Origin of the sequence: Streptomyces sp. CA-250714 (assembly GCF_050936705.1) — a bacterium.
Classification (GTDB): Bacteria; Actinomycetota; Actinomycetes; order Streptomycetales; family Streptomycetaceae; genus Streptomyces.
Window position 1 is genome coordinate 3,240,598 of sequence record NZ_JBNJMI010000001.1, and the last position, 22,572, is coordinate 3,263,169.

The 22,572-nt window shown below is 71.8% G+C and carries 15 protein-coding genes; 4 read left to right on the forward strand and 11 right to left on the reverse strand.

Annotation, left to right across the window (positions count from 1 at the left end; all coding sequences use genetic code 11):
- Positions 1 to 69: 69 nt before the first annotated feature.
- From ACQEU8_RS14295 to ACQEU8_RS14315, 5 genes are all read right to left on the reverse strand, one after another.
- A complete protein-coding gene (locus tag ACQEU8_RS14295) occupies positions 70 to 1,671 on the reverse strand; it encodes a succinic semialdehyde dehydrogenase (RefSeq protein ID WP_433100528.1) in 1,602 nt (533 codons plus the stop codon).
- A gap of 128 nt (positions 1,672 to 1,799) precedes the next feature.
- A complete protein-coding gene (locus ACQEU8_RS14300) occupies positions 1,800 to 3,449 on the reverse strand; it encodes a serine/threonine-protein kinase (RefSeq protein WP_433100530.1) in 1,650 nt (549 codons plus the stop codon).
- A 92-nt stretch (positions 3,450 to 3,541) separates the two neighbouring features.
- Positions 3,542 to 6,739, reverse strand: a complete 3,198-nt coding sequence (locus tag ACQEU8_RS14305) for a protein kinase (protein ID WP_433100532.1) — start codon at positions 6,737 to 6,739, stop codon at positions 3,542 to 3,544.
- Positions 6,740 to 6,974: 235 nt separating this feature from the next.
- A complete protein-coding gene (locus ACQEU8_RS14310) occupies positions 6,975 to 9,350 on the reverse strand; it encodes a serine/threonine-protein kinase (RefSeq protein ID WP_433100534.1) in 2,376 nt (791 codons plus the stop codon).
- A gap of 230 nt (positions 9,351 to 9,580) precedes the next feature.
- The gene (locus tag ACQEU8_RS14315) at positions 9,581 to 11,287 is read right to left on the reverse strand and encodes a glycerol-3-phosphate dehydrogenase/oxidase (protein ID WP_433100536.1); all 1,707 of its coding nucleotides are present in this window, start codon (positions 11,285 to 11,287) and stop codon (positions 9,581 to 9,583) included.
- Between the two features lie 257 nt (positions 11,288 to 11,544).
- On the opposite strand from ACQEU8_RS14315, the gene ACQEU8_RS14320 reads away from it, so the two are divergent.
- Positions 11,545 to 12,804 carry a nucleotide sugar dehydrogenase gene (locus ACQEU8_RS14320; RefSeq protein ID WP_433100538.1) on the forward strand — a complete coding sequence of 420 codons (1,260 nt, stop codon included), beginning with the start codon at positions 11,545 to 11,547 and terminating at the stop codon, positions 12,802 to 12,804.
- A gap of 57 nt (positions 12,805 to 12,861) precedes the next feature.
- Here ACQEU8_RS14320 and ACQEU8_RS14325 read toward each other — a convergent pair whose 3' ends face one another.
- The 4 genes from ACQEU8_RS14325 to ACQEU8_RS14340 all read right to left on the reverse strand — a co-directional run bounded on the left by ACQEU8_RS14325 (position 12,862) and on the right by ACQEU8_RS14340 (position 17,312).
- Positions 12,862 to 13,977: a GuaB3 family IMP dehydrogenase-related protein gene (locus ACQEU8_RS14325; protein ID WP_433100540.1), complete on the reverse strand. Its 1,116-nt coding sequence runs from the start codon at positions 13,975 to 13,977 to the stop codon at positions 12,862 to 12,864.
- A gap of 124 nt (positions 13,978 to 14,101) precedes the next feature.
- The gene (gene guaB / locus ACQEU8_RS14330) at positions 14,102 to 15,607 is read right to left on the reverse strand and encodes an IMP dehydrogenase (RefSeq protein ID WP_433100542.1); all 1,506 of its coding nucleotides are present in this window, start codon (positions 15,605 to 15,607) and stop codon (positions 14,102 to 14,104) included.
- 128 nt (positions 15,608 to 15,735) lie between these two features.
- Positions 15,736 to 16,350: a sigma-70 family RNA polymerase sigma factor gene (locus ACQEU8_RS14335; RefSeq protein WP_433100544.1), complete on the reverse strand. Its 615-nt coding sequence runs from the start codon at positions 16,348 to 16,350 to the stop codon at positions 15,736 to 15,738.
- Between the two features lie 350 nt (positions 16,351 to 16,700).
- Positions 16,701 to 17,312, reverse strand: coding sequence for a response regulator transcription factor (locus tag ACQEU8_RS14340; RefSeq protein WP_003948568.1), 612 nt, complete (start codon positions 17,310 to 17,312; stop codon positions 16,701 to 16,703).
- A 366-nt stretch (positions 17,313 to 17,678) separates the two neighbouring features.
- Between ACQEU8_RS14340 and ACQEU8_RS14345 the strand changes: the two genes are divergently transcribed.
- Positions 17,679 to 18,044 (forward strand): WhiB family transcriptional regulator, encoded by a 366-nt coding sequence (locus ACQEU8_RS14345; RefSeq protein WP_433100546.1) that lies wholly within the window; start codon positions 17,679 to 17,681, stop codon positions 18,042 to 18,044.
- A 129-nt stretch (positions 18,045 to 18,173) separates the two neighbouring features.
- Here the strand turns inward: ACQEU8_RS14345 and ACQEU8_RS14350 are convergent, their stop codons facing one another.
- Complete coding sequence (locus tag ACQEU8_RS14350; protein ID WP_433100548.1) at positions 18,174 to 19,061, reverse strand: LysR family transcriptional regulator; 888 nt, start codon at positions 19,059 to 19,061, stop codon at positions 18,174 to 18,176.
- 81 nt (positions 19,062 to 19,142) lie between these two features.
- On the opposite strand from ACQEU8_RS14350, the gene ACQEU8_RS14355 reads away from it, so the two are divergent.
- Both ACQEU8_RS14355 and ACQEU8_RS14360 read left to right on the forward strand, forming a co-directional pair.
- The gene (locus tag ACQEU8_RS14355) at positions 19,143 to 19,811 is read left to right on the forward strand and encodes an MOSC domain-containing protein (protein ID WP_433100550.1); all 669 of its coding nucleotides are present in this window, start codon (positions 19,143 to 19,145) and stop codon (positions 19,809 to 19,811) included.
- A 111-nt stretch (positions 19,812 to 19,922) separates the two neighbouring features.
- Positions 19,923 to 20,696, forward strand: a complete 774-nt coding sequence (locus ACQEU8_RS14360; protein WP_433100552.1) for an SDR family NAD(P)-dependent oxidoreductase — start codon at positions 19,923 to 19,925, stop codon at positions 20,694 to 20,696.
- A 134-nt stretch (positions 20,697 to 20,830) separates the two neighbouring features.
- On the opposite strand, the gene groL is transcribed toward ACQEU8_RS14360, so the two are convergent.
- Positions 20,831 to 22,459 (reverse strand): chaperonin GroEL, encoded by a 1,629-nt coding sequence (gene groL, locus ACQEU8_RS14365; protein WP_433100554.1) that lies wholly within the window; start codon positions 22,457 to 22,459, stop codon positions 20,831 to 20,833.
- Positions 22,460 to 22,572: the final 113 nt, after the last annotated feature.

Below are 22,572 nucleotides of genomic sequence, written 5' to 3' on the forward strand. Positions count from 1 at the left end.
GGGCGCGGGGAACTGCGCGAGAAACCACAACCGGCCCGCAGCCCGCGAACAACAGCCAGGGGCACCCCCTCACCGGAAGCGGAGCGCCTTCAGCGCCTTGAGGGAGCGCGACATGAACGCGGCGTACGCCTCATCGCTCATGCCGAACGACGGTGCCATGGGCAGCACCCGCTGGTGTGCCACCGTCTGCGGCTCGGTGTACTTGAGGATGCCCTCCGAGCCGTGCCTGCGGCCGAGTCCGGAGTCGCCCATGCCGCCCATGGGGGCCTGGGCGCTGCCGTAGGCGGAGGCGTACCCCTCGTTGACGTTGACGGTGCCGGTGCGCAGCCGGGCGGCGATGTCGCGGGCCCGGCGGCCGTTGCCGCTCCATACGCTGGAGTTGAGGCCGTAGGAGGTCGCGTTGGCGAGTTCGACGGCCTCCTCGATGTCGGAGAAGCGGTAGACGGAGACGACGGGGCCGAAGGTCTCCTCGCCGCAAACGGTCATCGCCGGCTCGACGCCCTCCAGCACGGTGGGCTCGTAGAACAGCGGGCCGATGTCGGGGCGCGGCCTGCCGCCGGTCAGCACAGTGGCGCCCTTGGCGACGGCGTCCTCGACGTGCTGCTTGACCGTCTCCAACTGCCGCTCGGAGACGAGGGAGCCCATATCGGCGCCGTAGGCCAGGGACGCGCCCAGCCGCATGGCGCGAGTGCGGGCCACGAAGCGTTCCAGGAAGGCGTCGGCGACCGACTCGTGCACGTACAACCGCTCGATGGAGATGCACAGTTGCCCTGCGGAGGAGAAGGCGCCGCGCACCGCGCCCGCCGCGGCCTTGTCGAGGTCGGCGTCCTCCAGGACGAGCATCGCGTTCTTGCCGCCCAGCTCCAGGGAGCAGCCCACCAGCCGGGCCGCGGCACGCCGGGCGACCTCGCGGCCGGTGCGGGTGGAGCCGGTGAAGGAGATGTAGTCACCGCGGTCGGCGACCTCGGGGCCGATCACCGGGCCCTCGCCGAGGACGATCTGCCACACATCGGCGGGCAGCCCCGCCTCGATCAGCAGATCGCGTGCCCACAGGGCGGTCAGCGCGGTCTGGGTGTCGGGCTTCATCACGACGGCGTTGCCCGCGACGAAGGCGGGCAGCGCGTCGCCGACGGACAGTTCGAAGGGGTAGTTCCATGGCGCGATCTGGCCGACGACGCCGCGCGGGTGGCGCAGTTCGGTGACCTTGGTCAGGGTGGGTATCGCGCCGGTGTGCCGCTTGGGGCGCAGATACGCGGCGGCCTTGCGCCCGTAGTGCCGGGCGGCGACGGCGACCGCCTGCACCTCCTCGTGTGCGTGCAGCCGCGCCTTGCCGGTCTCCAGCTGGATGAGGTCGAGCACCTCCGACTGGCGGGCCAGCACCAGGTCGTGGAAGCGCAGCAGCACCGCGGCGCGCTGCCGTACCGGGGTGGCGGCCCAGGCGCGCTGCGCCGCGCGGGCCTTCTCGAAGGCGGTGGCCACGTCCTCGGGGGTGGACTCGGGCAGCTCGGCCAGCACCTCCCCGGTGAAGGGGGAACGGCTGCTGGTCTTGCCGCTGCCCACCACGCCCCGGCTCAGCGCGGCGACGAGGGCGGGGGTGACCACGTCGGCCGCCGTCCTGGCACGCTCGACGGCGGGGGCGACCGGATTGCTGCTGTCCTTCGGGTCCGTCATGCGAGTGAGCGTACGACCGGGGACGCGGGCTCGTATACCCAGCGGTAACCGCTTTTCACGGAATCTGCCAGTGATTGCTGGCAGAGCCATCGGCGGATTGCCGGCAGAGCCGTCGGCGCAGCGCCGGGCTACAGATCGTTGATCTTGAGGGACTTCTTCGCCTCCTGGTAGACGGCCTCGCCGTCCTTGCGCGCATTGCCTGCGGCGGGCATGTCCACGTACAGCCGCCAGCGGACGCCCTTGTCGTTGACGTAGACCAGTTCGTGGCGGAACTTCTTGGGTTCCTTGGGCTCCCCGATCTCCGCCTTGGGCCGGTAGGTGGTGGAGACTTCGGCCGCGTCCTTGCCCTGCTGCTTCGCCTCGGTGACCCGGGAATCCGTCTCCTCCATCGTTTCGTTGTAGGAGTCCTCTTTTGCCCCGTTGTCGTAGAAGCTCTTCCAGGAGTTGGCCTCCTTGAGAGAGTTCTCCTGGATGTCGTCGCTGCTGCGGCTCAGCTTGAGGGAGACGACGTTCCCCGGGTCGGTGAAGGTCACCTCACCGTCGTTCGCGCTGCGCTGGTAGTCCTCGGGCACCGCGAGGGAAGCACTGACCCGCGCGTCCTCGTTCCGCGTCTTCCAGCCCTCCGGGGCCTGGTCGCCGGTGAAGACGAAGAACAGCGCGAGCGCCGCGGCCGCGGCGACCACCACTCCCCCGGTGCCGAACTGCCAGCCACGGCTGGTCCGCAACTTGCCGCCGAACCCGCGCAGCGCGCGGACGAGGGCGTTGCCGCCGTCGGGGCGCGACAGCGGGCGGGACTGCTGCGGCGGACGGGCCACCTCGGCGAGGATCTGCCGGATCTCCGCGGCGTCCGGACGCTGCCCGGGCTCCTTGCTCAGCAGCCTGGTGAGCAGCATCCCGAAGGCCCCGGAGCCGCTCAACGCACGTGTCGGTCGCTGCGGTACGGCCGAGAGCACCGCCTGCAGGGTGGCGGGGCTGTTGGAGCGGCGGAACGGCGAGACGCCCTCGACCGCCGTGTACAGCACCACTCCGAGCGACCACAGGTCCGACTCCGGACCCGGCCGCTGGCCCAGCACCCGCTCGGGCGCCACGAACTCCGGTGAGCCGACGAACGCGCCGGTCTCCGTCAGGCCCTGCTCGCCCTGGACCTTGGCGATCCCGAAGTCGGTGAGCACGACTCTGTCGTAACGTCCCAACAGCACGTTGTCCGGCTTCACATCGCGGTGCAGCACACCCTTCTCGTGCGCGGCGTCCAGCGCGCCGGCGACGGCGAGCCCGATCCGCGCTGCCTCGCGCACATCGATCGTGCCCTCGTTCAGCACATCGGCGAGCGAACGGCCCTGGACCAGTTCCATGACGATCCACGGCTGCTCGTCCTCCACCACCACGTCATGGATGGTGACGACGGAGGGGTGGTCGATCTGCGCGGCCGTACGCGCCTCACGCCGCATCCGCGTGTACATCGTCTCGCGCTCGCGCTCGGAGAGATGGTCGGGCAGCCGCGGCTCCTTGACCGCCACGTCCCGGTCCACCACCTCGTCGTGCGCCCGCCACACGGTGCCCATGCCGCCGTGCCCCAGCCGGGCCGTGAGCCGGTAGCGGCCGCCGATGAGCCGCCCGCCACCCGGGGCGCCGCCGGCCGCGCCGGACGGCGGCGCGGAGACCTCGGTCGGCTCGTACGAACGGGCGGCGGAGGCTTTCGATTCGGGAGGGCCGGGCTGTCGTGGCGGCTGCAATCCGTAGCTGGTCGACTCGTCCAACCGGTCCCCCTCGTTCATCATGGGCTCAGCTTCACCCGCCGGGCACCGCGATCGCCACTGGGTTCACAGAGCTGTGATGTCAGTGCGCCTGTGCTGTCAGGGCGCCTGTGAAGTCAAGGCGCCCTGGTGACGCGGTAGGTGTCGGCGACGGCCTCGAAGTGCCGGTCGATCTCCGCCTTCTGGCTCTTGGAGCCGAGTACGAGCAGCACGTGGTAGCGCCCGCCCAGGATCATCGCCCGGTTGCGTGCGTACACCTGCCGGCCGCCGTCCTCACGCCAGCTGAACGTCCCCTCGGCCATCGCCGTGTCCCCCACGTCGATACGCCGCAGCCCGCCGGTGCTCGCCCAGTCGGAGGCGCGGTAGGCGGAAAGCTCCGGCTCGTCCTCGCTCTGATACGCCATCGGGTCCTTGCCGAACTTGCCGGTGCCGTCCCGGCCGTTGACGACGACCATCTCGACCTCGCCGCCGTTGTAACGCACCTGTCCGCGCCCGTTGCTGGAGCGGCGGTCCCACTCCTTCGGCACGGCGATCCGGAACCCGGCGGGATCGTTGCTGATCCGGTAGCCCTTGGGGGCCTTGTCGTCCGTGCCGCTCTCGTTGCCGGACTCGCTGCCGCTGCTGCCGTTGTCCTTGCGGTCGTTGTCCTTGCTGTCGTTCTTGTCGTCGTTCTTGCCGTCGGGCTTGTCCGCGGGCTTGTCGTCGCCGGATCCGCCGTCCCCGGTCCGCTCCGGCTGCTGCTCCTCGGGCACCACGACCGAGCCCTTCTGGGCGCCCTCCCCGCCGTCGTCGCCCGGCATGAACCACGCCACGAACGCCACGGCCGCCGCCATGCCGAGCAGGATCAGCGCGAGGACCAGCAGCCCCAGCCGACGCGGACCGCCGCCCCGTTTCGGGCCGCGGTGGCGCTGGACCGGCTCCGCGAGGGGCTCGGCCTGCGGGCGGTCGGCCCGCGGTACCCGCTCCCTGCGCGGCGGGCGCTCGGCGGCGGCCGCGCGCTTCGCCCGGCGGCGCCTGCGTACCAGTTCGCCCCGCCGCCGTACGATCGGCAGCCGGCGCGGGTCGGCCGGGCCGCCGGCGTCCAGGGTGAGCGGCGCCGTGACCGTGCGCAGCCCGACATCCGGCTCCGGCGCCGAGCGGATGATCGACCGCAGCCAGCCCCGCAGCTCCTCGAAGTCCGGCCGCTCGGTGGGGTCCTGCCGCATCAGCGACTCGACCACCGGGCGCAGCGGCCCGCAGTCCTCCGCGAACGCGGGCGGCTCCGCGCACACCATCTGCACCAGCTCGGCCGCGCTGTCCTCGGGGTACGGGGCGTGGCCCTGCACGGCGCGGAAGAGCAGCACACCCAGCGCCCACAGATCGGCGGCCGGGCCCACGGGCGGGGCGAGCCGCCAGTTCTCGTACACGGGCCCCGCCTGCTCCGGCGCCCAGCGCTCCGTGACCGGCCCCACGACGGTCATCCGGGCATGCCGCGCCCGCTCCGCCGCCAGCGCCGTCGCAGGCCCGCGATAGCGGCCGACGGACTCCGCCGCGCCGCCCCAGGGGCCGCCGTCGCCGGGGTCGGGGGACGCGTCGGGGACGGGGGACGCCTCGGTGCCGGTGCCGTACTCGGTGCCGTACTCAGCCGCGTACTCGGTGGCGGGCTCGGTGCCGTATTCAGCCCCGTACTCGGTGCCGTACTCAGCCGCGTACTCGGTGGCGGGCTGCTCGCGGTGGGGCTCGTCGCGGCCGGTGGCCCAGGGGGCGGGGATGCTGCGGGTGTCGGCGGGCCGGGCGCCGGGCAGCGCCGTGGGACCGCTGTCGGTCCCGGGTCTGCGCCCGCCTCCGCCGGGCCCGTCGTCCGCGCCGGTGCGCCCGTACGGCGGGGGCACGCCGTACGGGCCCGACGCGTGCGGGCCGTAGATCTCGTCGCGCTCGACCTCGCGCACGCCGCCGTCCGTCAGCGCGCCGGGCAGCACTTCGTCCTCGTCGGACGGCAGCCAGCGCACGTCGTCGTCGAGGGCGTGGGTGGGACCGGCTCCGTGCTCGCCCTCGGCGTCCTGCCCGGCCGGGCCGCCGCCCGGGGCGGTGGACCACCAGTCTGTGCCGGGCGGCCGCCGTGCGCCCTCGTCCCCCTCCTGGGCCCGCCGCCCGGCGTCCCGGGTATCGGCGGCAGCACGCTGGGCGCCCTCCCGGTACGCGGCGATCGCACCACGCCGCGCGGCGCGTGCGGAGATGTCGTCGGGCGGGTCCTCACGGCCCGGGAGACCCTGGCCGCGGGGTCCCCGTACGTCCTCCTCGGGTTCGATGCCCTCGAAGCCGAAGATGCCTCTGCGGCGCTCCTCCGCGCCGTACGGGTGTGCGGCGAGGTCGTCGGTCCCTTCGTCCCGCCGCGCCTCGTACGAGCCGCTGTCGCGCGCGGTGAAGCCCGCGGGCAGCCGGTGCCCGGTCCAGGTCGCGGGTGCCGGTCCGCCGCGCCCCGGCCGGTGCGACGCCTCCGGGCCCGCCGCGCCACCGGCGTCCCCGGCTCTTCGACGGGAGACATCCTCGGCCCCCCGACGCGCCCGGGGTACGGGACCGGGACGACTTCCGGTGCCACGCTCGGCCCGGGAGCCGGAGCCTGATTCAGCACCGGCCACCGGCCCTGCACCAGGACCGGTTTCGGGACCGGTTCCAGGGCCGGCTCCGGGTCCGGTTTCGGGTCCGTCCGGTGGGGGCGGCGGCAGCGGATCGTAGCCGCACAGCGCCTCCTCGGCGGCCCCCACCGCGAGGCCGGTCAGCAACGCCCGCCCGTCCTCGCAGATGAGCACGGTGCGGGCGGTCACATTGCGGTGCACCCAGCCGTGCGCGTGCACGATGCGCAGCGCGGCGAGCAGATCAGCGGCGATCTCGGCGGCGCGATGCGCGCCCAGCGGGCGTTCGGCCAGCAGCGAGGCGAGGGGTCTGGCGGGCACCGACTCGCTCACTATCCACAGCCCGTCGTCCTCGACGAAGACGTCGAAGACCTGGTCGAGCCGGGGATGGTCGGGCAGTTGCGCCGCGGCGACGGCGGCCTCCATCGCCCTGCGCACCCCGGGATCCGCCGGGCGCCGCGTGGCGCGCCCGACCTGGCCGCGCGGGCCGCCGTCCGGGCTCCGGCCAGGGGTGCTGTAGCCGTCGTCGACCACCTCTGCCTCGACGACCTCGGGCAACGGCACCTGTCGGACGAGGACTTCCTGGCCGCTGGCGGTGTCCCAGGCCGGCGACTCGGCGAGTTCGTACGCGTCGGCAGGCGGCAGCGGCAGACGGTAGCGGTCGGCCAGCAGCCGGCCCGCGTATCCCGCGTTCTCCTCCACGACGCCCTCCCCACCGCGCACGAGACCGCCAATTTCGTTCTGTTTCCGCCTCCTTGCGGATAGCTACGGTCCGCGTCCTTCACGATACGTCCGGGAACCGTCCGCGTCACCGCGCCTCGGCGACCTGCTGCCCCACTATGAGCGACCCACTGCCCCGCCATGAGGCCGCGGCACCGCCCCGCGGACGACAACGAGATCGAGGCCGCCCCTCGGAACGCGGAAGCGCGAGGAGCCGTCAGCCGTGCGGCTTGAACGACGCGAAGGCCGTCTTCCGCAGCGTCACACACGGCTTGTCCTGCCAGCCGTCGGCCTTGCAGGTGATGAGTATGGCGTAACCGTTCTTGCCGTCGACCTTGAAGCCGCGGTTGAGGGCGTGGACCTTCTTGCCGTTCTCCTTGCGCAGGAACTGCCAGTCGGCCACGGTCGGATAGCCGCGCCAGTCGACCTTCTTGATGCCCAGCGACTTGTAGCCGGGGCTGGAGCCCTTGACCGCGGGCTCCAGACTGCGCCAGGCCCCGACGGCGTCGCCGCCGGGGCTGCTGGTGTGGTCGATCTGGATCCGCGGATAACCGCCACCGGGCGGGGCGTATTTGCGGCCCGAGTTCTTGCCCGCTATCCCGGCGGGCTTCCAGTGGTCGGGCAGGGCGACGGAGAAGTGGAACCGGCCGTCCTTGACCTGGGCGTAGCCATCGGGGAGTTCTGGCTTGTCCTTCTCGTCGCCCTTGGCGTCGTCCTGCTTCCCGCCGTCGTCCGCCTTGCCGCCCTGCTCGCCCTCGGGCTTCTCGTCGGACTGCCCGGCGGTACCGGCGTTGACCTGCTCGGCCTCCCTGCTGCCGCCCTGGCCGTTGCCCTCGCTGGTGTCGGCGGAGCCGCCCTTGGACGCGTTGTCGCCGCCCCCGCCGCCGAGGTTCGCGACGATCAGCACGATGACGAGGATGACGACGACCACGGCCGCCGCCGCGATGGCCAGCGTCCGGCGCGGGATGCCCTTGCGCAGCTCGGGCAGCTCCCGCAGGTCGCGGAGCGAGGTGATCGCGTCACTGCCGCCGCTCTCGGGGGGCAGCGCCCGGCCGCCGCTTCCCGTGCCCGGCAGCGGAGCGCCGCCGGAGCCGCCGGTGCCGGAACCGGGCGTTGTCCCGGCGCCGTTGGACGGCTCGGCTCTGTGCCCCGCCTCCGTGCGGCCGCCGCCCGCACCGGCGGCACCCGCGCCACTGCCGGCCGCTGCCGCGCCCGTCGTGCGGGCACCCTGGCCGCCGCGCCGGGCCGCGTCGTCGCCCTTTTTGACCGAGTGCCGGCCCGGCGATGAGGAGGGCGGCGTCGAGGGGCGGGGCGGACTCGCGGGCGCCGAGGGCGGCGGGCTCGTGGGCGGGGGCGGCGTCGATGAGGCACGCGCGGCGGAGGAGGCCGCGCCACCCGCGGAGCTGCCGCCGTGCTTGGGGCCCGAGCGCGTACCACCGGACGCCGCCCCGCCGGTGGAGCGGGAACCGGAGCCGGACCCGGTGCCTGTACGGCCGGAGGAGCCAGCGGTGCCCGCACCGGCCGAACCGGCGCCGCCCGCCGCGTTGCGGACGGATTTGAAGGCACCGCGCAGCCGCTCGCCCGAACTGCTGCCCTCCGAGCGCCGCTTGCGCCTGCCGCCTGTCGTACCGGGGCTGTAGGCGGGGCCGCCCGGAGAGGAGCCGCCGCTCTTGCCGGCGGCCGGGGGTGCCGAGGACGAGGGCGCGTCCGGAACCGGCGGCAGTATCGACGTACGTTCCGCGGGGCCGTCCACGGGTGCCGGGCTCTTGTGGCCGGAGGCGACCGGCTCCAGCAGCAGCCGTGCGCCGTCCACGTCCAGCCGCTTCTCCGGGTCCTTGACCAGCAGTCCGGAGATGACGTCGCGCAGTTCGCCCGCGTGCTCGGGATACGGGACGGGCTCGGTCATCACGGCCGTCAGCGTGGAGATGGCGGAGCCCTTGTCGTAGGGCGGGCGGCCCTCGACGGCGGCGAACAGCAGGCCGCCCAGCGACCACAGGTCGGCGGGCGGGCCGGGGGGCTTGCCGCGCGCCCGCTCGGGCGAGATGTAGGAGGGGGCGCCGACGAGCATGCCGGTGGAGGTGACGGAGGGGTCGCCCTCGACCTTGGCGATGCCGAAGTCGGTGAGGACCACACGCCCTGTGCCGTCTTCCAGCAGCACGTTGGAGGGCTTCACATCGCGGTGCAGGATGCCTTCGCGGTGTGCGGCGCGAAGCACATCCAGGATGGCGAGGCCGACCTCGGCCGCGCGCTGCGGATCCAGCGGGCCGTCGGTCTTGATCTTGTCGGCGAGGGAGCGGCCCTCGACCAGCTCCATCACGATCCAGGGCCGGCTGTCCTCGTTGACGACGTCGAAGACGGTGACGGCGCTGCCGCTGCGGATCCTCGCGATGGCCTTGGCCTCACGCAGGGTGCGGGTGATGAGCCGCTGCTTCTCCTCCTCGTCGACGCTGGAGGGGAACCGAAGCTCCTTCACCGCGACGCGCCGGCCCAGGATTTCGTCCTCGCCGCGCCAGACGGTGCCCATACCGCCACGCCCGAGGACTCCCCCGAGCCGATAGCGGCCACCTACCAGCCGTCCCGCGTCCTCGCTCATGAATCCCCTTGTGTCCCCTCTGCGTGAGAGCCCGCCCCCGGCAGAGCCTTCATTGTGAACCATCGCTCTGACAAGACGTGTACGGGGGCGGCACAGTTACACCACAGCCCCACCACTTCTCACCCGGGTTCACACCGCCAACAGCCCTTGCGGAGATGACCAGTCCAACGGGGGACCCGCGCCGGGTCCCCCGTGGCTGTCCGGGCTCTCCCGCACCGGTGCCGGTACTGCTACACCGGCACGATGTCGGGCGCGCCCAGCCGTGCCGCGTCCGCTGTCTGGTCGTCGGGCTGCAACTGCGACTCCCGTTCGGCCTCGACCCGCTTCTCATAGTGCTCGATCTCCCGGTCCACCTGGTCCGCGTCCCAGCCCAGCACCGGTGCCATCAGTTCGGCGCACTCGCGGGCGCTCCGTGCGCCCCGGTCGAAGGTCTCGATGGAGATGCGCGTACGGCGCGTCAGGACGTCGTCCAGATGGCGGGCGCCCTCGTGTGTGCAGGCGTAGACGATCTCCGCCTTCAGATAGTCGTCCGCGGCGGGCAGCGGCTCGCCCAGTTCCGGGTCGTTCTCGATCAGATCGAGCACCTCCTCGGTCATCGAGCCGTAGCGGCCCAGCAGATGCTCGACCCGCGCCACATGCAGCCCGGCGCGCTGTGCGAGACGAGCGCGCCCATTCCACAGCGCGTGATAGCCCTCGGCGCCCGCCAGCCGCACCTGTTCGGTGACGCAGTCGGCGACCCGGTGGTCGAGCCCGTGCACCGCCTCGTCCACCGCGTCCTTGGCCATCACCCGGTACGTCGTGTACTTGCCGCCCGCGATGACCACGAGCCCCGGCACCGGGTGGGCGACCGTGTGCTCGCGGGACAGCTTGCTGGTCGCCTCGGACTCGCCCGCCAGCAGCGGCCGCAGCCCCGCGTAGACGCCCTCCACGTCGTCGCGGGTCAGCGGCACGGCCAGCACCGAGTTGACGTGGTCGAGCAGATAGTCGATGTCGGCGCTGGAAGCGGCCGGGTGCGCCTTGTCCAGGTCCCAGTCGGTGTCCGTGGTGCCGATGATCCAGTGCCGGCCCCACGGGATGACGAACAGCACGCTCTTCTCCGTGCGGAGGATGAGCCCCGTCGTGGAGTTGATGCGGTCCTTCGGCACGACCAGATGGATGCCCTTGGAGGCGCGGACGTGGAACTGGCCGCGCTCGGCGATCAGTCCCTGGGTGTCGTCCGTCCACACGCCGGTCGCGTTGACGACCTGCCGGGCCCGCACCTCGAACTCGCCGCCCTGCTCCAGGTCCTCGATGCGCGCCCCGACGACCCGCTCCCCCTCCCGCAGGAAGCCGACCACCCGCGCGCGGTTGGCCGCGAGCGCCCCGTACTCCGCCGCCGTGCGCACCAGCGTGGCGACGAACCGCGCGTCGTCCACCTGTGCGTCGTAGTACTGCAACGCACCCACCAGCGCTTCCTTCTTCAACGCGGGTGCCACCTGCAGTGCGTGACGGCGGGACAGGTGACGGTGCCTCGGCAGGCCGCGGCCGTGCCCGGAGGAGACGGACATGACGTCGTACATCGCCACGCCCGCGCCCGCGTACAGCCGTTCCCAGGCGCGGTGCTGCAACGGGTAGAGGAACGGCACCGGTTTGACCAGGTGCGGCGCCAGCCGCTCCAGCAGCAGCCCGCGCTCCTTGAGCGCTTCGCGCACCAGTGCGAAGTCCAGCATCTCCAGATAGCGCAGCCCGCCGTGGATGAGCTTGCTGGAGCGGCTGGAGGTGCCCGAGGCCCAGTCGCGCGCCTCGACGATGCCGGTGGACAGGCCGCGGGTGACCGCGTCCAGCGCCGTGCCCGCGCCGACGATGCCGCCGCCGACGACCAGTACGTCGAGTTCGGTCTCGGCCATTCTCGCCAGCGCGTCCGCGCGCTGTTCCGGTCCCAGTGCCGCTGTCCTCACTGCTGCCTCCCAAGCTGCTCGACTGGTGCTCGACTGGTGCTCGTCGTCGGGTTGTCGTCAGTTCTCGGACACCGCCCCCGTGGTCCCCCTGACGATGGTCCCCCATTCCCGCGACTTTGGCCGAGCGTCGGCCCTGCTGAGCGCGCAATCCGACTTGTCTGTCATATGGGCTCTTAACCTTAATGCGCGCCGCTCGCCACTCCCGGTGCTGCCCGGGGACGGAACCGGGACGATAAGGGGAAGGGAAGACCGCTGTCATGCCCGCAGATCTCGCCGTGCTGGGACTCGCCCATTCGGGGCTGCCGCTCGCCCAGGCAGCCACGGCGGCCGGAATCAGCACCATCGGGTACGACCCCGACCACGCGACCGTCGCCGACATCGGCGCGGGCCGCCCTCCGGCGGACGCGCCGCTGACCGCCGCCGAGGTGCGGCGGATGCTCGCCAAGGGGTTCCGGGCCAGCAGCGATCCCGCCGTCCTCGGCCGCGTCCGCACCGCCGTCATCTGCGCGCCCACCTCGCTCGGCCCCAACCGGGCCCCCGACATGAGCGCGGTCCGCACCGCGGCCCGCACCCTGGCCGCACGGCTGCGGCCGCGCACCATCGTCATCGTCGAGTCGAGCGTCTACCCCGGCTGCACGGAGGACGTGGTACGGCCGCTGCTGGAAGAGGGGTCCGGGCTGCGCGCCGGGCGCGACTTCCACCTCGCCTACTCACCCACCCGGGTCGACCCGGGCAACCGCAGCCACGGCTACGCCGGCATCCCCAAGGTCATCGGCGGCCTCACCCCCGCCTGCACCGAGGCCGCCGCCGCGTTCTACGGCCGGCTCACCAAGGTCGTCCGCGCCCGCGGGCCGCGGGAGGCCGAGACCACCAAGCTACTGGAGACCAACTACCGGCACATCAACATCGCCCTCATGAACGAGATGGCCGTCTTCTGCCACGATCTGGGCATCGATCTGTGGGACGTCGTACGGTGCGCGGAGACCAAGCCCTTCGGCTTCCAGTCCTTCCGCCCCGGCCCCGGGGTGGGCGGCCCCGGAATCCCCGTCGACCCCAACTACCTCTCGTACCACAGCCGTTCGCTGGGCTATCCGCTCCGGATGGTGGAACTCGCGCAGGAAGTCAACGAGCGGATGCCGCGCTATGTCTCACAGCGCGCGGCCGTGCTCCTGAACGAGCACGGCAAGTCGGCCCGGGGCGCGCGGATCCTGCTGCTCGGCGTCACCTACAAGCCCGACCTCGCCAGTCAGGAGGGCGCTCCCGCACGGGAGGTCGCCGGGCGCCTCAAGGAACTGGGCGCCCAGCTGAGCTACCACGACCCCTACGTCCCCCAGTGGCGCGTCGCGGGGCAGCCCGTACCCCGCGCCGACGCCCTCTACGAAGCCGCAGCCGACGCGGATCTCACCCTGCTGTTGCAGAACCACCGCACCTACGACCTGCAGGGGCTCGCCGCCAAGGCCCAGCTGCTGCTCGACACCCGCGGCGCCAGCCCCACCGGCGCGGCCCACCGGCTGTGAGGGGGCCGCCCGGGGTGGCTCAGCGGGAGCGGGGTGGCTCAGCGGGAGCGGGGTGACTCAGCGGGAGCGGGCGACCGTCACCTCGACGCGCTGGAACTCCTTCAGCTCGGAGTACCCCGTCGTCGCCATGGCCCTCCGCAGCGCGCCGAAGAAGTTCATCGACCCGTCAGGGGTGTGGGAGGGGCCCAGCAGGACCTCCTCCATGGTGCCGACCGCACCGAGGTCGACCCGGCGGCCACGCGGCACATCGGCGTGCACCGCCTCCATGCCCCAGTGGTGTCCCTTGCCCGGCGCGTCCGAGGCGCGGGCCAGCGGCGAGCCCATCATCACGGCGTCGGCACCGCAGGCGATGGCCTTGGGCAGGTCTCCGGACCAGCCCACCCCGCCGTCGGCGATGACGTGCACATAGCGGCCACCGGACTCGTCCATGTAGTCCCGCCGCGCCGCGGCGACGTCCGCGACCGCGGTGGCCATCGGAACCTGGATGCCCAGCACGTTCCGCGTCGTGTGCGCGGCGCCCCCGCCGAAACCGACGAGCACCCCGGCCGCGCCGGTCCGCATCAGATGCAGCGCGGCGGTGTAGGTGGCGCAGCCACCGACGATGACCGGCACATCCAGCTCGTAGATGAACTGCTTGAGGTTCAGCGGCTCGGCCGCGCTGGAGACATGCTCCGCCGACACCGTCGTCCCGCGGATCACGAACAGATCCACGCCCGCGTCCACCACGGCCTTGGAGAACTGCGCCGTACGCTGCGGCGACAGCGCCGCGGCCGTCACCACGCCCGAGTCGCGGACCTCCTTGATCCGCTGCCCGATCAGCTCTTCCTTGACCGGCTCGGCGTAGATCTCCTGCATCCGGCGGTTGGCCGTGGCCTCGTCGAGCTCGGCGATCTCCGCCAGCAGCGGCTCCGGATCCTCGTACCGGGTCCACAGGCCCTCGAGGTTGAGCACCCCGAGGCCGCCGAGCTCACCGATCCGGATGGCGGTACGCGGCGAGACGACGGAGTCCATGGGGGCGGCGAGGAACGGCAGCTCGAAGCGGTAGGCGTCGATCTGCCACGCGATCGAGACCTCCTTCGGGTCTCGGGTGCGCCTGCTGGGCACCACGGCGATGTCGTCGAAGGCGTACGCCTTCCGCCCGCGCTTGCCGCGCCCGATCTCGATCTCAGTCACGTCTACTGCCTCTCACTCTGGTGTGCCGCGGTCCAGTATCACCGACACGCCGCACCCCACGACCGCCGAGGGCCACCGCCGACGCCGCGCGGCCGCCACCCCGGGACAGCCCCGGGGCGCCGCTTCAGCGCCGTGAGTAGTTCGGCGCCTCGGTCGTCATCTGCACATCGTGCGGGTGGCTCTCCTTGAGCCCTGCCGCGGTGATACGGACGAACCGGCCGCGGGCCTTCAGCTCGGGGACGGTGCGGCCGCCGACGTAGAACATCGACTGCTTCAGACCGCCGACGAGCTGGTGCACCACGGAGGAGAGCGGGCCGCGGTAGGAGACCTGGCCCTCGACGCCCTCGGGGATCAGCTTGTCGTCACCGCTGACGCTCTCCTGGAAGTAGCGGTCCTTGGAGTAGGACTTGGCGTCGCCGCGGGTCTGCATCGCGCCGAGCGAGCCCATGCCGCGGTAGGACTTGAACTGCTTGCCGTTGATGAACAGCAGCTCGCCGGGCGACTCCTCGCAGCCGGCCAGCAGGCTGCCGAGCATCACCGTGTCGGCGCCGGCCACCAGGGCCTTGGCGATGTCGCCGCTGTACTGGAGGCCGCCGTCGCCGATGACCGGGACGCCCGCCTCCTGCGCGGCCAGCGACGCCTCGTAGATGGCGGTGACCTGCGGGACGCCGATGCCGGCGACGACGCGGGTGGTGCAGATGGAGCCCGGGCCGACGCCGACCTTCACACCGTCGACACCCGCGTCGATCAGCGCCTTGGCGCCGTCACGGGTGGCGACGTTGCCGCCGACGACGTCGACGCCCGGATGGTTCGACTTGATCTTGGCGACCATGTCGCCGACGAGCCGTGAGTGGCCGTGCGCGGTGTCCACGACGATGAAGTCGACACCCGCCTCGATCAGCGCCTGCGCCCGCTCGTACGCGTCACCCGCGACACCGACGGCGGCGCCGACGACCAGCCGGCCCTCGGCGTCCTTGGCGGCGTTGGGGTACTGCTCGGCCTTGACGAAGTCCTTGACGGTGATGAGGCCCTTGAGCGTGCCGGCGCCGTCCACCAGCGGCAGCTTCTCGATCTTGTGGCGGCGCAGCAGCTCCATCGCCGCGTCGCGCGAGATGCCGACCTCGCCGGTGACCAGCGGCATCGGTGTCATGACGTCCCGCACCTGGCGGCTGCGGTCCAGCTCGAAGGCCATGTCGCGGTTGGTGACGATGCCCAGCAGCTTGCCCGCCGCGTCGGTGACCGGGACGCCGCTGATGCGGAACCGGCCGCACAGCGCGTCCGCTTCCTGGAGCGTGGCGTCGGGGCGGATGGTGATGGGGTCGGTGACCATGCCGGACTCGGACCGCTTGACCTGGTCGACCTGGTTGGCCTGGTCCTCGACCGACAGATTGCGGTGCAGCACGCCCACGCCGCCCTGGCGGGCCATGGCGATGGCCATCCGGGCCTCGGTGACCTTGTCCATGGCGGCCGACAGCAGCGGCACGTTGACGCGTACGTTCCGCGAGACGTACGACGCGGTGTCGATGTCCTGCGGGGCCATGTCCGACTCGCCCGGCAGCAGCAGGACGTCGTCGTATGTCAGGCCCATAGTGGCGAATTTGGCGGGCACCCCGTCGACGTTCTCAGTCATGACACCTTTCCCATGCGGTCCACCCCGACTTTCACGGGGAGCCACTGCTTGCCCCGGCAGGATGTCCATGCTATCGGCCCGGAGCAGATGACCGGACCGCCTGTGGATAACCCCGGCGGCCCCGGAAACTACTGCTCGGCCAGCGCTCGCAGCCTGCTGAGCGCCCGGTGCTGGGCAACGCGGACGGCGCCGGGTGACATTCCCAGCATCTGTCCGGTCTCCTCGGCCGTCAGCCCCACAGCGACCCGCAGCAGCACCAGCTCGCGCTGGTGTTCGGGCAGATTGGCCAGCAGCTTCTTCGCCCACTCCGCGTCGCTGGACAGCAGCGCCCGCTCCTCCGGGCCGAGGGAGTCGTCGGGCCGCTCGGGCATCTCGTCCGAGGGCACGGCGGTGGAGCCGGGCCCGCGCATCGCGGCCCGCTGAAGGTCGGCGACCTTGTGCTGGGCGATGGCGACGACGAACGCCTCGAACGGCTTCCCGGTGTCCCGGTAGCGCGGCAGCGCGCAGAGCACCGCGATGCAGACCTCTTGGGCGAGGTCGTCGACGAAGTGACGCGCATCACCGGGCAGTCGCGTCAGCCGGGTACGGCAGTAGCGCAGAGCCAGTGGATGTACATGGGCGAGCAGATCGTGCGTGGCCTCGCGGTCGCCCTCGACCGCGCGTTGGACGAGCTTGCTGACCTTCGCGACCTCGGCCGCGTCCGCGGCCCCGGGCGGCGGCGGCCCGTTCTCCTCGTCGCGCATCGGTCCATGGTGCACCGATGCCGCGCGGTTCGCCGCACCGCGCTCGTAGATGTGAGCCGAAGCGTTATGAGCAGGCGCACTGGCCCTCATGTCCACGCCCTCCCCTCACGCCTGACCGACCGGTCCCCGAGGAACTCCATACAACAAGCATGCGGCACGCGCGAGATTTCCCGGCTGCCGCGGGGGAATCCGCGGGGACCCGGACCCGGACGAGGGCCGCCGTCCCACCCGTCTGCGACCGGTGCCGGGCGCGGACGAGCGGGCGGACGAGCGGGAGTCGTTCGAGGCGGTGGACCGTCTCCCCCGGCCTTCGGCCGGGGCCTGCCACCAGGCGGGCGCCCGGCACCGGGTCAGCGGACGAGGCCCCAGCGGAAGCCGAGCGCCACCGCGTGCGCGCGGTCCGATGCGCCGAGCTTCTTGAAGAGCCGCCTGGCGTGCGTCTTGACCGTGTCCTCGGAGAGAAACAACTCACGTCCGATCTCCGCGTTGGAGCGGCCGTGGCTCATGCCTTCCAGCACCTGGATCTCACGCGCGGTGAGCGTCGGCGCAGCGCCCATCTCGGCCGAGCGCAGCCGCCGGGGAGCGAGCCGCCAGGTGGGGTCGGCCAGCGCCTGGGTGACGGTCGCGCGCAGTTCGGCGCGGGACGCGTCCTTGTGCAGATAGCCGCGTGCGCCGGCCGCGACGGCCAGTGCCACACCGTCGAGGTCCTCGGCCACCGTCAGCATGATGATGCGGGCGCCGGGGTCGGCGGAGAGCAGCCGGCGTACGGTCTCCACTCCACCCAGGCCGGGCATCCTCACGTCCATCAGGATCAGGTCGGACCGGTCGGCGCCCCAGCGGCGGAGGACTTCCTCGCCGTTGGCCGCCGTCGTCACACGCTCGACGCCGGGCACGGTCGCGACCGCGCGGCGCAGGGCCTCTCGGGCGAGCGGGGAGTCGTCGCATACGAGGACGGATGTCATGGCCGCCCTCCGCTGCTGATGCGCATCACCTTGAGCCTCCAGGCTGCTTGAGAATCGTCACCTGCACGATTGACGGCCTCGGACGTGAATGCCCCGGCCGGTTCCGAGCCAATCGCTTTCGCTCTCTCAACGACGGTCACCCGAAAGAGTTACGGCTTCCGGCCGCCGACATCAGCACTCTACGTGAGCGTCCGTACACAGAGCAGCAACATCCGAGCTTTACAGCAGTCGACGCACCTTCCGTACGGAAGTGCCCTATTCAGATGCATTTCTTTCGTTTTGCGCAATTGCTGGCTAGATTCGCGAAAGAGTCATATTTACGCACCAGTGACAGATCACACCCCAGCAGCACTCAGGAGAGACGCGATGGCAGACTTCTCCCGCCTTCCTGGCCCCAACGCGGATCTGTGGGACTGGCAGCTTCTGGCCGCCTGCCGTGGGGTGGACAGTTCGCTGTTCTTCCACCCCGAGGGGGAGCGCGGCGCCGCCCGCAGCGCGCGGGAGGCGTCGGCCAAGGAAGTCTGCATGCGCTGCCCCGTGCGCGCCGAGTGCGCGGCACACGCTCTCCAGGTGCGGGAGCCCTACGGGGTGTGGGGCGGGCTCACCGAGGACGAGCGCGAGGAGTTGCTGGGCCGCGCGCGGAACCGGCTGGTGACCACGCACAGTGCCGCCGAAGGCGGTTCTGCCGCCCCTTCCACTGACGGCGCCTCGGAACCGGCCCACGAGTCGTAGAGCCGTGCTGCGCAGGGGGTGCCCCTGTCCGACATCCGCAGGCTGCGGGTAGGTCGTGGCTGTGGGGGCACCTCCCGGCCGGAGGCTGGGGGAGCAGTTCCCCGCGCCCCTGACGGGGCGCAGTCCCTCTCAGCGGTGTGCTGCCGCCGCCAAGCGGTCGAGCATTGCTGCGACGGCGGGGACGTGGGTGAGGTCGGGGAGGGTGAGGGCGACGACCTCGCGCTGGACCGCCGGGGTCACCCGTACCGCGCGTGTGCCTCTCGGGCGTACGGACTCCACCGCCAGCTCCGGCAGGACCGCGACTCCCAGGCCCGCTCCGACCAGGCCCACCACTGCCGGGTAGTCGTCGGTCGCGAAGTCGATCCGAGGTGTGAATCCCGCCGCCTCGCAGACCTGGACGAGATGGCTGCGGCAGCGCGGGCAGCCCGCGATCCACGGCTCCTCGGCGAGGGTGCCGATGCCCACTTCCTCGGCGTCCGCGAACGGATGCCCCTCGGGCACCAGACCTACCAACCGGTCGGTCAGTAGCGGCCGTATCACCAGGTCGTCCCACTCGGGCGCCGTCTCGTAGCGGAACGCCAGGGCGATCTCGCAGTCCCCGGCACGCAGCATCTCCACCGAGCGCGGCGGCTCGGCCTCCACCAGTGAAACCCGGGTGCCCGGATGGTCGGCCCGCATTGCCGCGACGGCGGTCGGCACCAGCGTGGAGCTGCCACTGGGGAAGGACACCAGCCGTACCCGCCCTGCCCGTAGCCCGGCCAGCGCCGCGACCTCCTCTTCGGCGGCCGCCAGCCCCGCAAGGATGCCCGACGCGTGCCGTACCAGGGCTTCGCCCGCCTCCGTCAGCCGGGTCTCGCGGCCTGTCCGCACCAGGAGCGGGGTGCCTGTGGCGGCTTCCAGGGCCTTCATCTGCTGGCTGACGGCGGGCTGGGTGCAGCCCAGCTCGCGCGCCGCCGCGGAGAACGAACCAGTGCTGGCAACCGCGCGCAGGACACGCAGATGTCGGGCCTCGATCATGGGTCCGAGCATAAGACTTCCTTGGGGAAGGGCGCACAAACGCGCTCGCGGCTTGGGGAAGCACACCGTTAGCCTCTGCCCATGCAGCTGCTTTCCGTGAACCTCGCCAAACCGCACCGCTCGGAACACACCGACGCCGAGGGCCGGTGGACCGGCATCGACAAACAGCCCGTCGAAGGCGCCGTCACCGTCACCGCACCCGGGCCGCGCGGCACCGGCGGCAGCGGTCTGGCCGGTGACACCGTCAGCGACCTGCGCCATCACGGCGGCAATGAACAGGCCGTCTACGCCTTCGCCCGCGAAGAGCTCGACTTCTGGGAGCGCGAGCTGGACCGGAAGCTGCCCAACGGCGTCTTCGGCGAGAACCTCACCACCCGCGGCGTCCCCGTCGACGACGCCCGCATCGGCGAGCGCTGGCAGCTCGGCGCCCCCGGCACCGGGCCGCTGCTGGAGGTGTGCTCCATGCGGATCCCCTGCCGTACGTTCGCGGGCTGGCTCGGTGAACAGGGTTGGATGAAGCAGTTCATGAACCGCCGGATGCCCGGTGCCTATCTGCGGGTCATCGAGCCCGGCGAGGTGCGCGCGGGGGACGCCGTCACCGTCGTCCACCGCCCCGACCACGAAGTCTCGGTCAGCTTTCTGTTCCGCTCGCTGACCCTGGAGCCCGAGCTGCTGCCGCGGATCCTGGCGGCCGGCGCGGCGCTGGACCCGCTGGCCAGGGAGAAGGCGCTGCGGCGTACGCGCTCCTGACAGGCCGTGCCGCCCGACGGCCGGGCCGGCTGACGGACTGCCATGCGTGCTGCCGGGTACGGCGGTTGCGCGGCGGCGGGACCCCTGGTGCAGGGCCGATAGCGTGGCCGTATGACGACTGCACTCATTACGGGAGCCACCGCCGGCATCGGCGCCGCCTTCGCCCGGCGGCTCGCGAGCCGCGGCTACAACCTCGTGCTCACCGCGCGGAACACGGACCGGCTCTGGCGCGAGGCGACCGAACTGCACGACCGGCACGGCGTGGAGGCCGACGTCATCACCGCCGATCTGGCGACGGAGAAGGGCATCACCGCCGTCGAGGACCGGCTGCGCGACCGCGAGCACCCCGTCGATCTGCTGGTCAACAACGCGGGCTTCGGCAACAAGGGCCGCTACCTCGAAGTGCCCGTCGCCGACGAGCTGAAGATGCTCAAGGTGCACTGCGAAGCGGTGCTGCGGCTGACCTCGGCCGCCACCGAGTCCATGTGCGAACGGGAGCGCGGGGGCGTCATCAACGTCGCCTCCGTCGCCGCGTTCTTCCCTCGCGGGACGTACGGCGCTTCCAAGGCGTGGGTCACCCAGTTCACCCAGGGCGCGGCCAAGGATCTCGCCGGTCAGGGCGTACGGCTGCTGGCGCTGTGCCCGGGATTCGTCCGTACGGAGTTCCACGAGCGGGCCGGGATGGACTCGGGGGACATTCCCAAGTGGCTGTGGCTGGATGCCGATCAGGTGGTCGAGACGGCGCTGCGGGATCTTGCGCGGGGGCGCGTGCTGTCCGTGCCGGACCCGCGGTACAAGGCTCTGCTGGGCGCTTCGAAGTTTCTTCCCCGTGGGGTGCTGGCGCGGGCTTCGTCCACGACGGGGCGGAAGTACGGGCCCAAGTAGGTTGCGGGGCGCCGCCGCTGATGTTGCTGGTGCGTCGCCGAGTGCTCGTTGTTTGTGGCTGAGCGCGCAGTTCCCCGCGCCCCTTCGGGGCGCCCCCGAGGGCGCGGGGAAGCCGCGCGTCGTTCAGACGCCCGTCAGTGGGCGTGACCGTGGCCGTGGCCGTGACCGGCGGCCTCTTCCTCCTCGGCCGGCTTCTCGACGACCAGGGTCTCGGTCGTCAGCAGCAGCGAGGCGATGGAGGCGGCGTTCTCCAGCGCGGAGCGGGTCACCTTCACCGGGTCGATGACGCCGGCCTTGATCAGGTCGCCGTACTCGCTGGTGGCGGCGTTGAAGCCGTGGCCGGCCTCCAGCTCCGCGACCTTGGAGGTGATGACGTAGCCCTCCAGGCCCGCGTTCTCGGCGATCCAGCGCAGCGGCTCGACCGCGGCGCGGCGGACGGTGGCGACACCGGTCGCCTCGTCGCCCCCCTTGCCGAGGCTGCCGTCCAGCACCTTGGCCGCGTGGACGAGCGCGGAGCCACCGCCGGAGACGATGCCCTCCTCGACGGCCGCGCGGGTCGCGGAGATCGCGTCCTCCAGGCGGTGCTTCTTCTCCTTCAGCTCCACCTCGGTGGCGGCGCCGACGCGGATGACGCACACGCCGCCGGCCAGCTTGGCGAGGCGCTCCTGGAGCTTCTCGCGGTCCCAGTCGGAGTCGGTGGTCTCGATCTCGGCCTTGATCTGGGCGACGCGGCCCTGCACGTCCTCGGCCGTACCGGCACCGTCGACGATCGTGGTGTCGTCCTTGGTGACGGTGACGCGGCGAGCGCTGCCCAGCACGTCGAGACCGGCCTGGTCGAGCTTGAGGCCGACCTCCTCGGCGATGACGGTGGCGCCGGTCAGCGTCGCCATGTCGCCGAGCATGGCCTTGCGGCGGTCACCGAAGCCGGGCGCCTTGACGGCGACGGCGTTGAAGGTGCCGCGGATCTTGTTGACGACCAGGGTGGAGAGGGCCTCGCCCTCCACGTCCTCGGCGATGATCAGCAGCGGCCGGGAGCCACCCGCCTGCATGATCTTCTCCAGCAGCGGCAGCAGGTCCTGGATGGAGCTGATCTTGCCCTGGTGGATCAGGATGTACGGGTCGTCGAGGACGGCCTCCATACGCTCCTGGTCGGTGACGAAGTAGGGCGACAGATAGCCCTTGTCGAAGGCCATGCCCTCGGTGAAGTCCAGCTCGAGACCGAAGGTCTGGGACTCCTCGACGGTGATGACACCGTCCTTGCCGACCTTGTCCATCGCCTCGGCGATCAGCTCGCCGACCTGCTTGTCCTGCGCGGACAGCCCGGCGACGGAGGCGATGTCCTCCTTGGAGTCGATCGGGCGGGCCGTCTTGACCAGCTCGTCCGAGACGGCGCTCACCGCGGCGTCGATGCCCTTCTTCAGGGCGGCCGGGGAAGCACCCGCGGCAACGTTGCGCAGGCCCTCGCGGACCAGCGCCTGGGCCAGCACCGTGGCGGTGGTGGTGCCGTCACCCGCGATGTCATTGGTCTTGGTCGCCACCTCCTTGAGGAGCTGGGCGCCCAGGTTCTCGTACGGGTCCTCGACCTCGACCTCGCGGGCGATCGTGACGCCGTCGTTGGTGATGGTGGGGGCGCCGAACTTCTTGTCGATGACCACGTTGCGGCCCTTGGGGCCGATGGTCACCTTCACGGTGTCGGCGAGGCTGTTGACACCGCGCTCAAGGGCGCGACGGGCGTCCTCGTCGAACTTCAGGATCTTCGCCATGGAAGCTGTTGTGTCCTCTCACACGTCTCGCACGTCGGGTACGAGCTGCGCCCTGGCCCCTGCTACCTCATCGGGAGCGGGCACCAGGGCGCGGGTCGCTGCAAACTGTGCGG

Excerpts from the sequence above, each read along its gene's own strand:
- ACQEU8_RS14350 (WP_433100548.1), bottom strand. The coding sequence starts at position 19,061 with ATGATCGAGGCCCGACATCTGCGTGTCCTGCGCGCGGTTGCCAGCACT.
- ACQEU8_RS14360 (WP_433100552.1), top strand. The coding sequence starts at position 19,923 with ATGACGACTGCACTCATTACGGGAGCCACCGCCGGCATCGGCGCCGCC.
- ACQEU8_RS14355 (WP_433100550.1), top strand. The coding sequence starts at position 19,143 with ATGCAGCTGCTTTCCGTGAACCTCGCCAAACCGCACCGCTCGGAACAC.
- groL (WP_433100554.1), bottom strand. The coding sequence starts at position 22,459 with ATGGCGAAGATCCTGAAGTTCGACGAGGACGCCCGTCGCGCCCTTGAG.
- ACQEU8_RS14335 (WP_433100544.1), bottom strand. The coding sequence starts at position 16,350 with ATGCGCGACGAGGAGAACGGGCCGCCGCCGCCCGGGGCCGCGGACGCG.
- ACQEU8_RS14320 (WP_433100538.1), top strand. The coding sequence starts at position 11,545 with ATGCCCGCAGATCTCGCCGTGCTGGGACTCGCCCATTCGGGGCTGCCG.
- guaB (WP_433100542.1), bottom strand. The coding sequence starts at position 15,607 with ATGACTGAGAACGTCGACGGGGTGCCCGCCAAATTCGCCACTATGGGC.
- ACQEU8_RS14345 (WP_433100546.1), top strand. The coding sequence starts at position 17,679 with ATGGCAGACTTCTCCCGCCTTCCTGGCCCCAACGCGGATCTGTGGGAC.
- ACQEU8_RS14295 (WP_433100528.1), bottom strand. The coding sequence starts at position 1,671 with ATGACGGACCCGAAGGACAGCAGCAATCCGGTCGCCCCCGCCGTCGAG.
- ACQEU8_RS14310 (WP_433100534.1), bottom strand. The coding sequence starts at position 9,350 with ATGAGCGAGGACGCGGGACGGCTGGTAGGTGGCCGCTATCGGCTCGGG.
- ACQEU8_RS14340 (WP_003948568.1), bottom strand. The coding sequence starts at position 17,312 with ATGACATCCGTCCTCGTATGCGACGACTCCCCGCTCGCCCGAGAGGCC.
- ACQEU8_RS14300 (WP_433100530.1), bottom strand. The coding sequence starts at position 3,449 with ATGATGAACGAGGGGGACCGGTTGGACGAGTCGACCAGCTACGGATTG.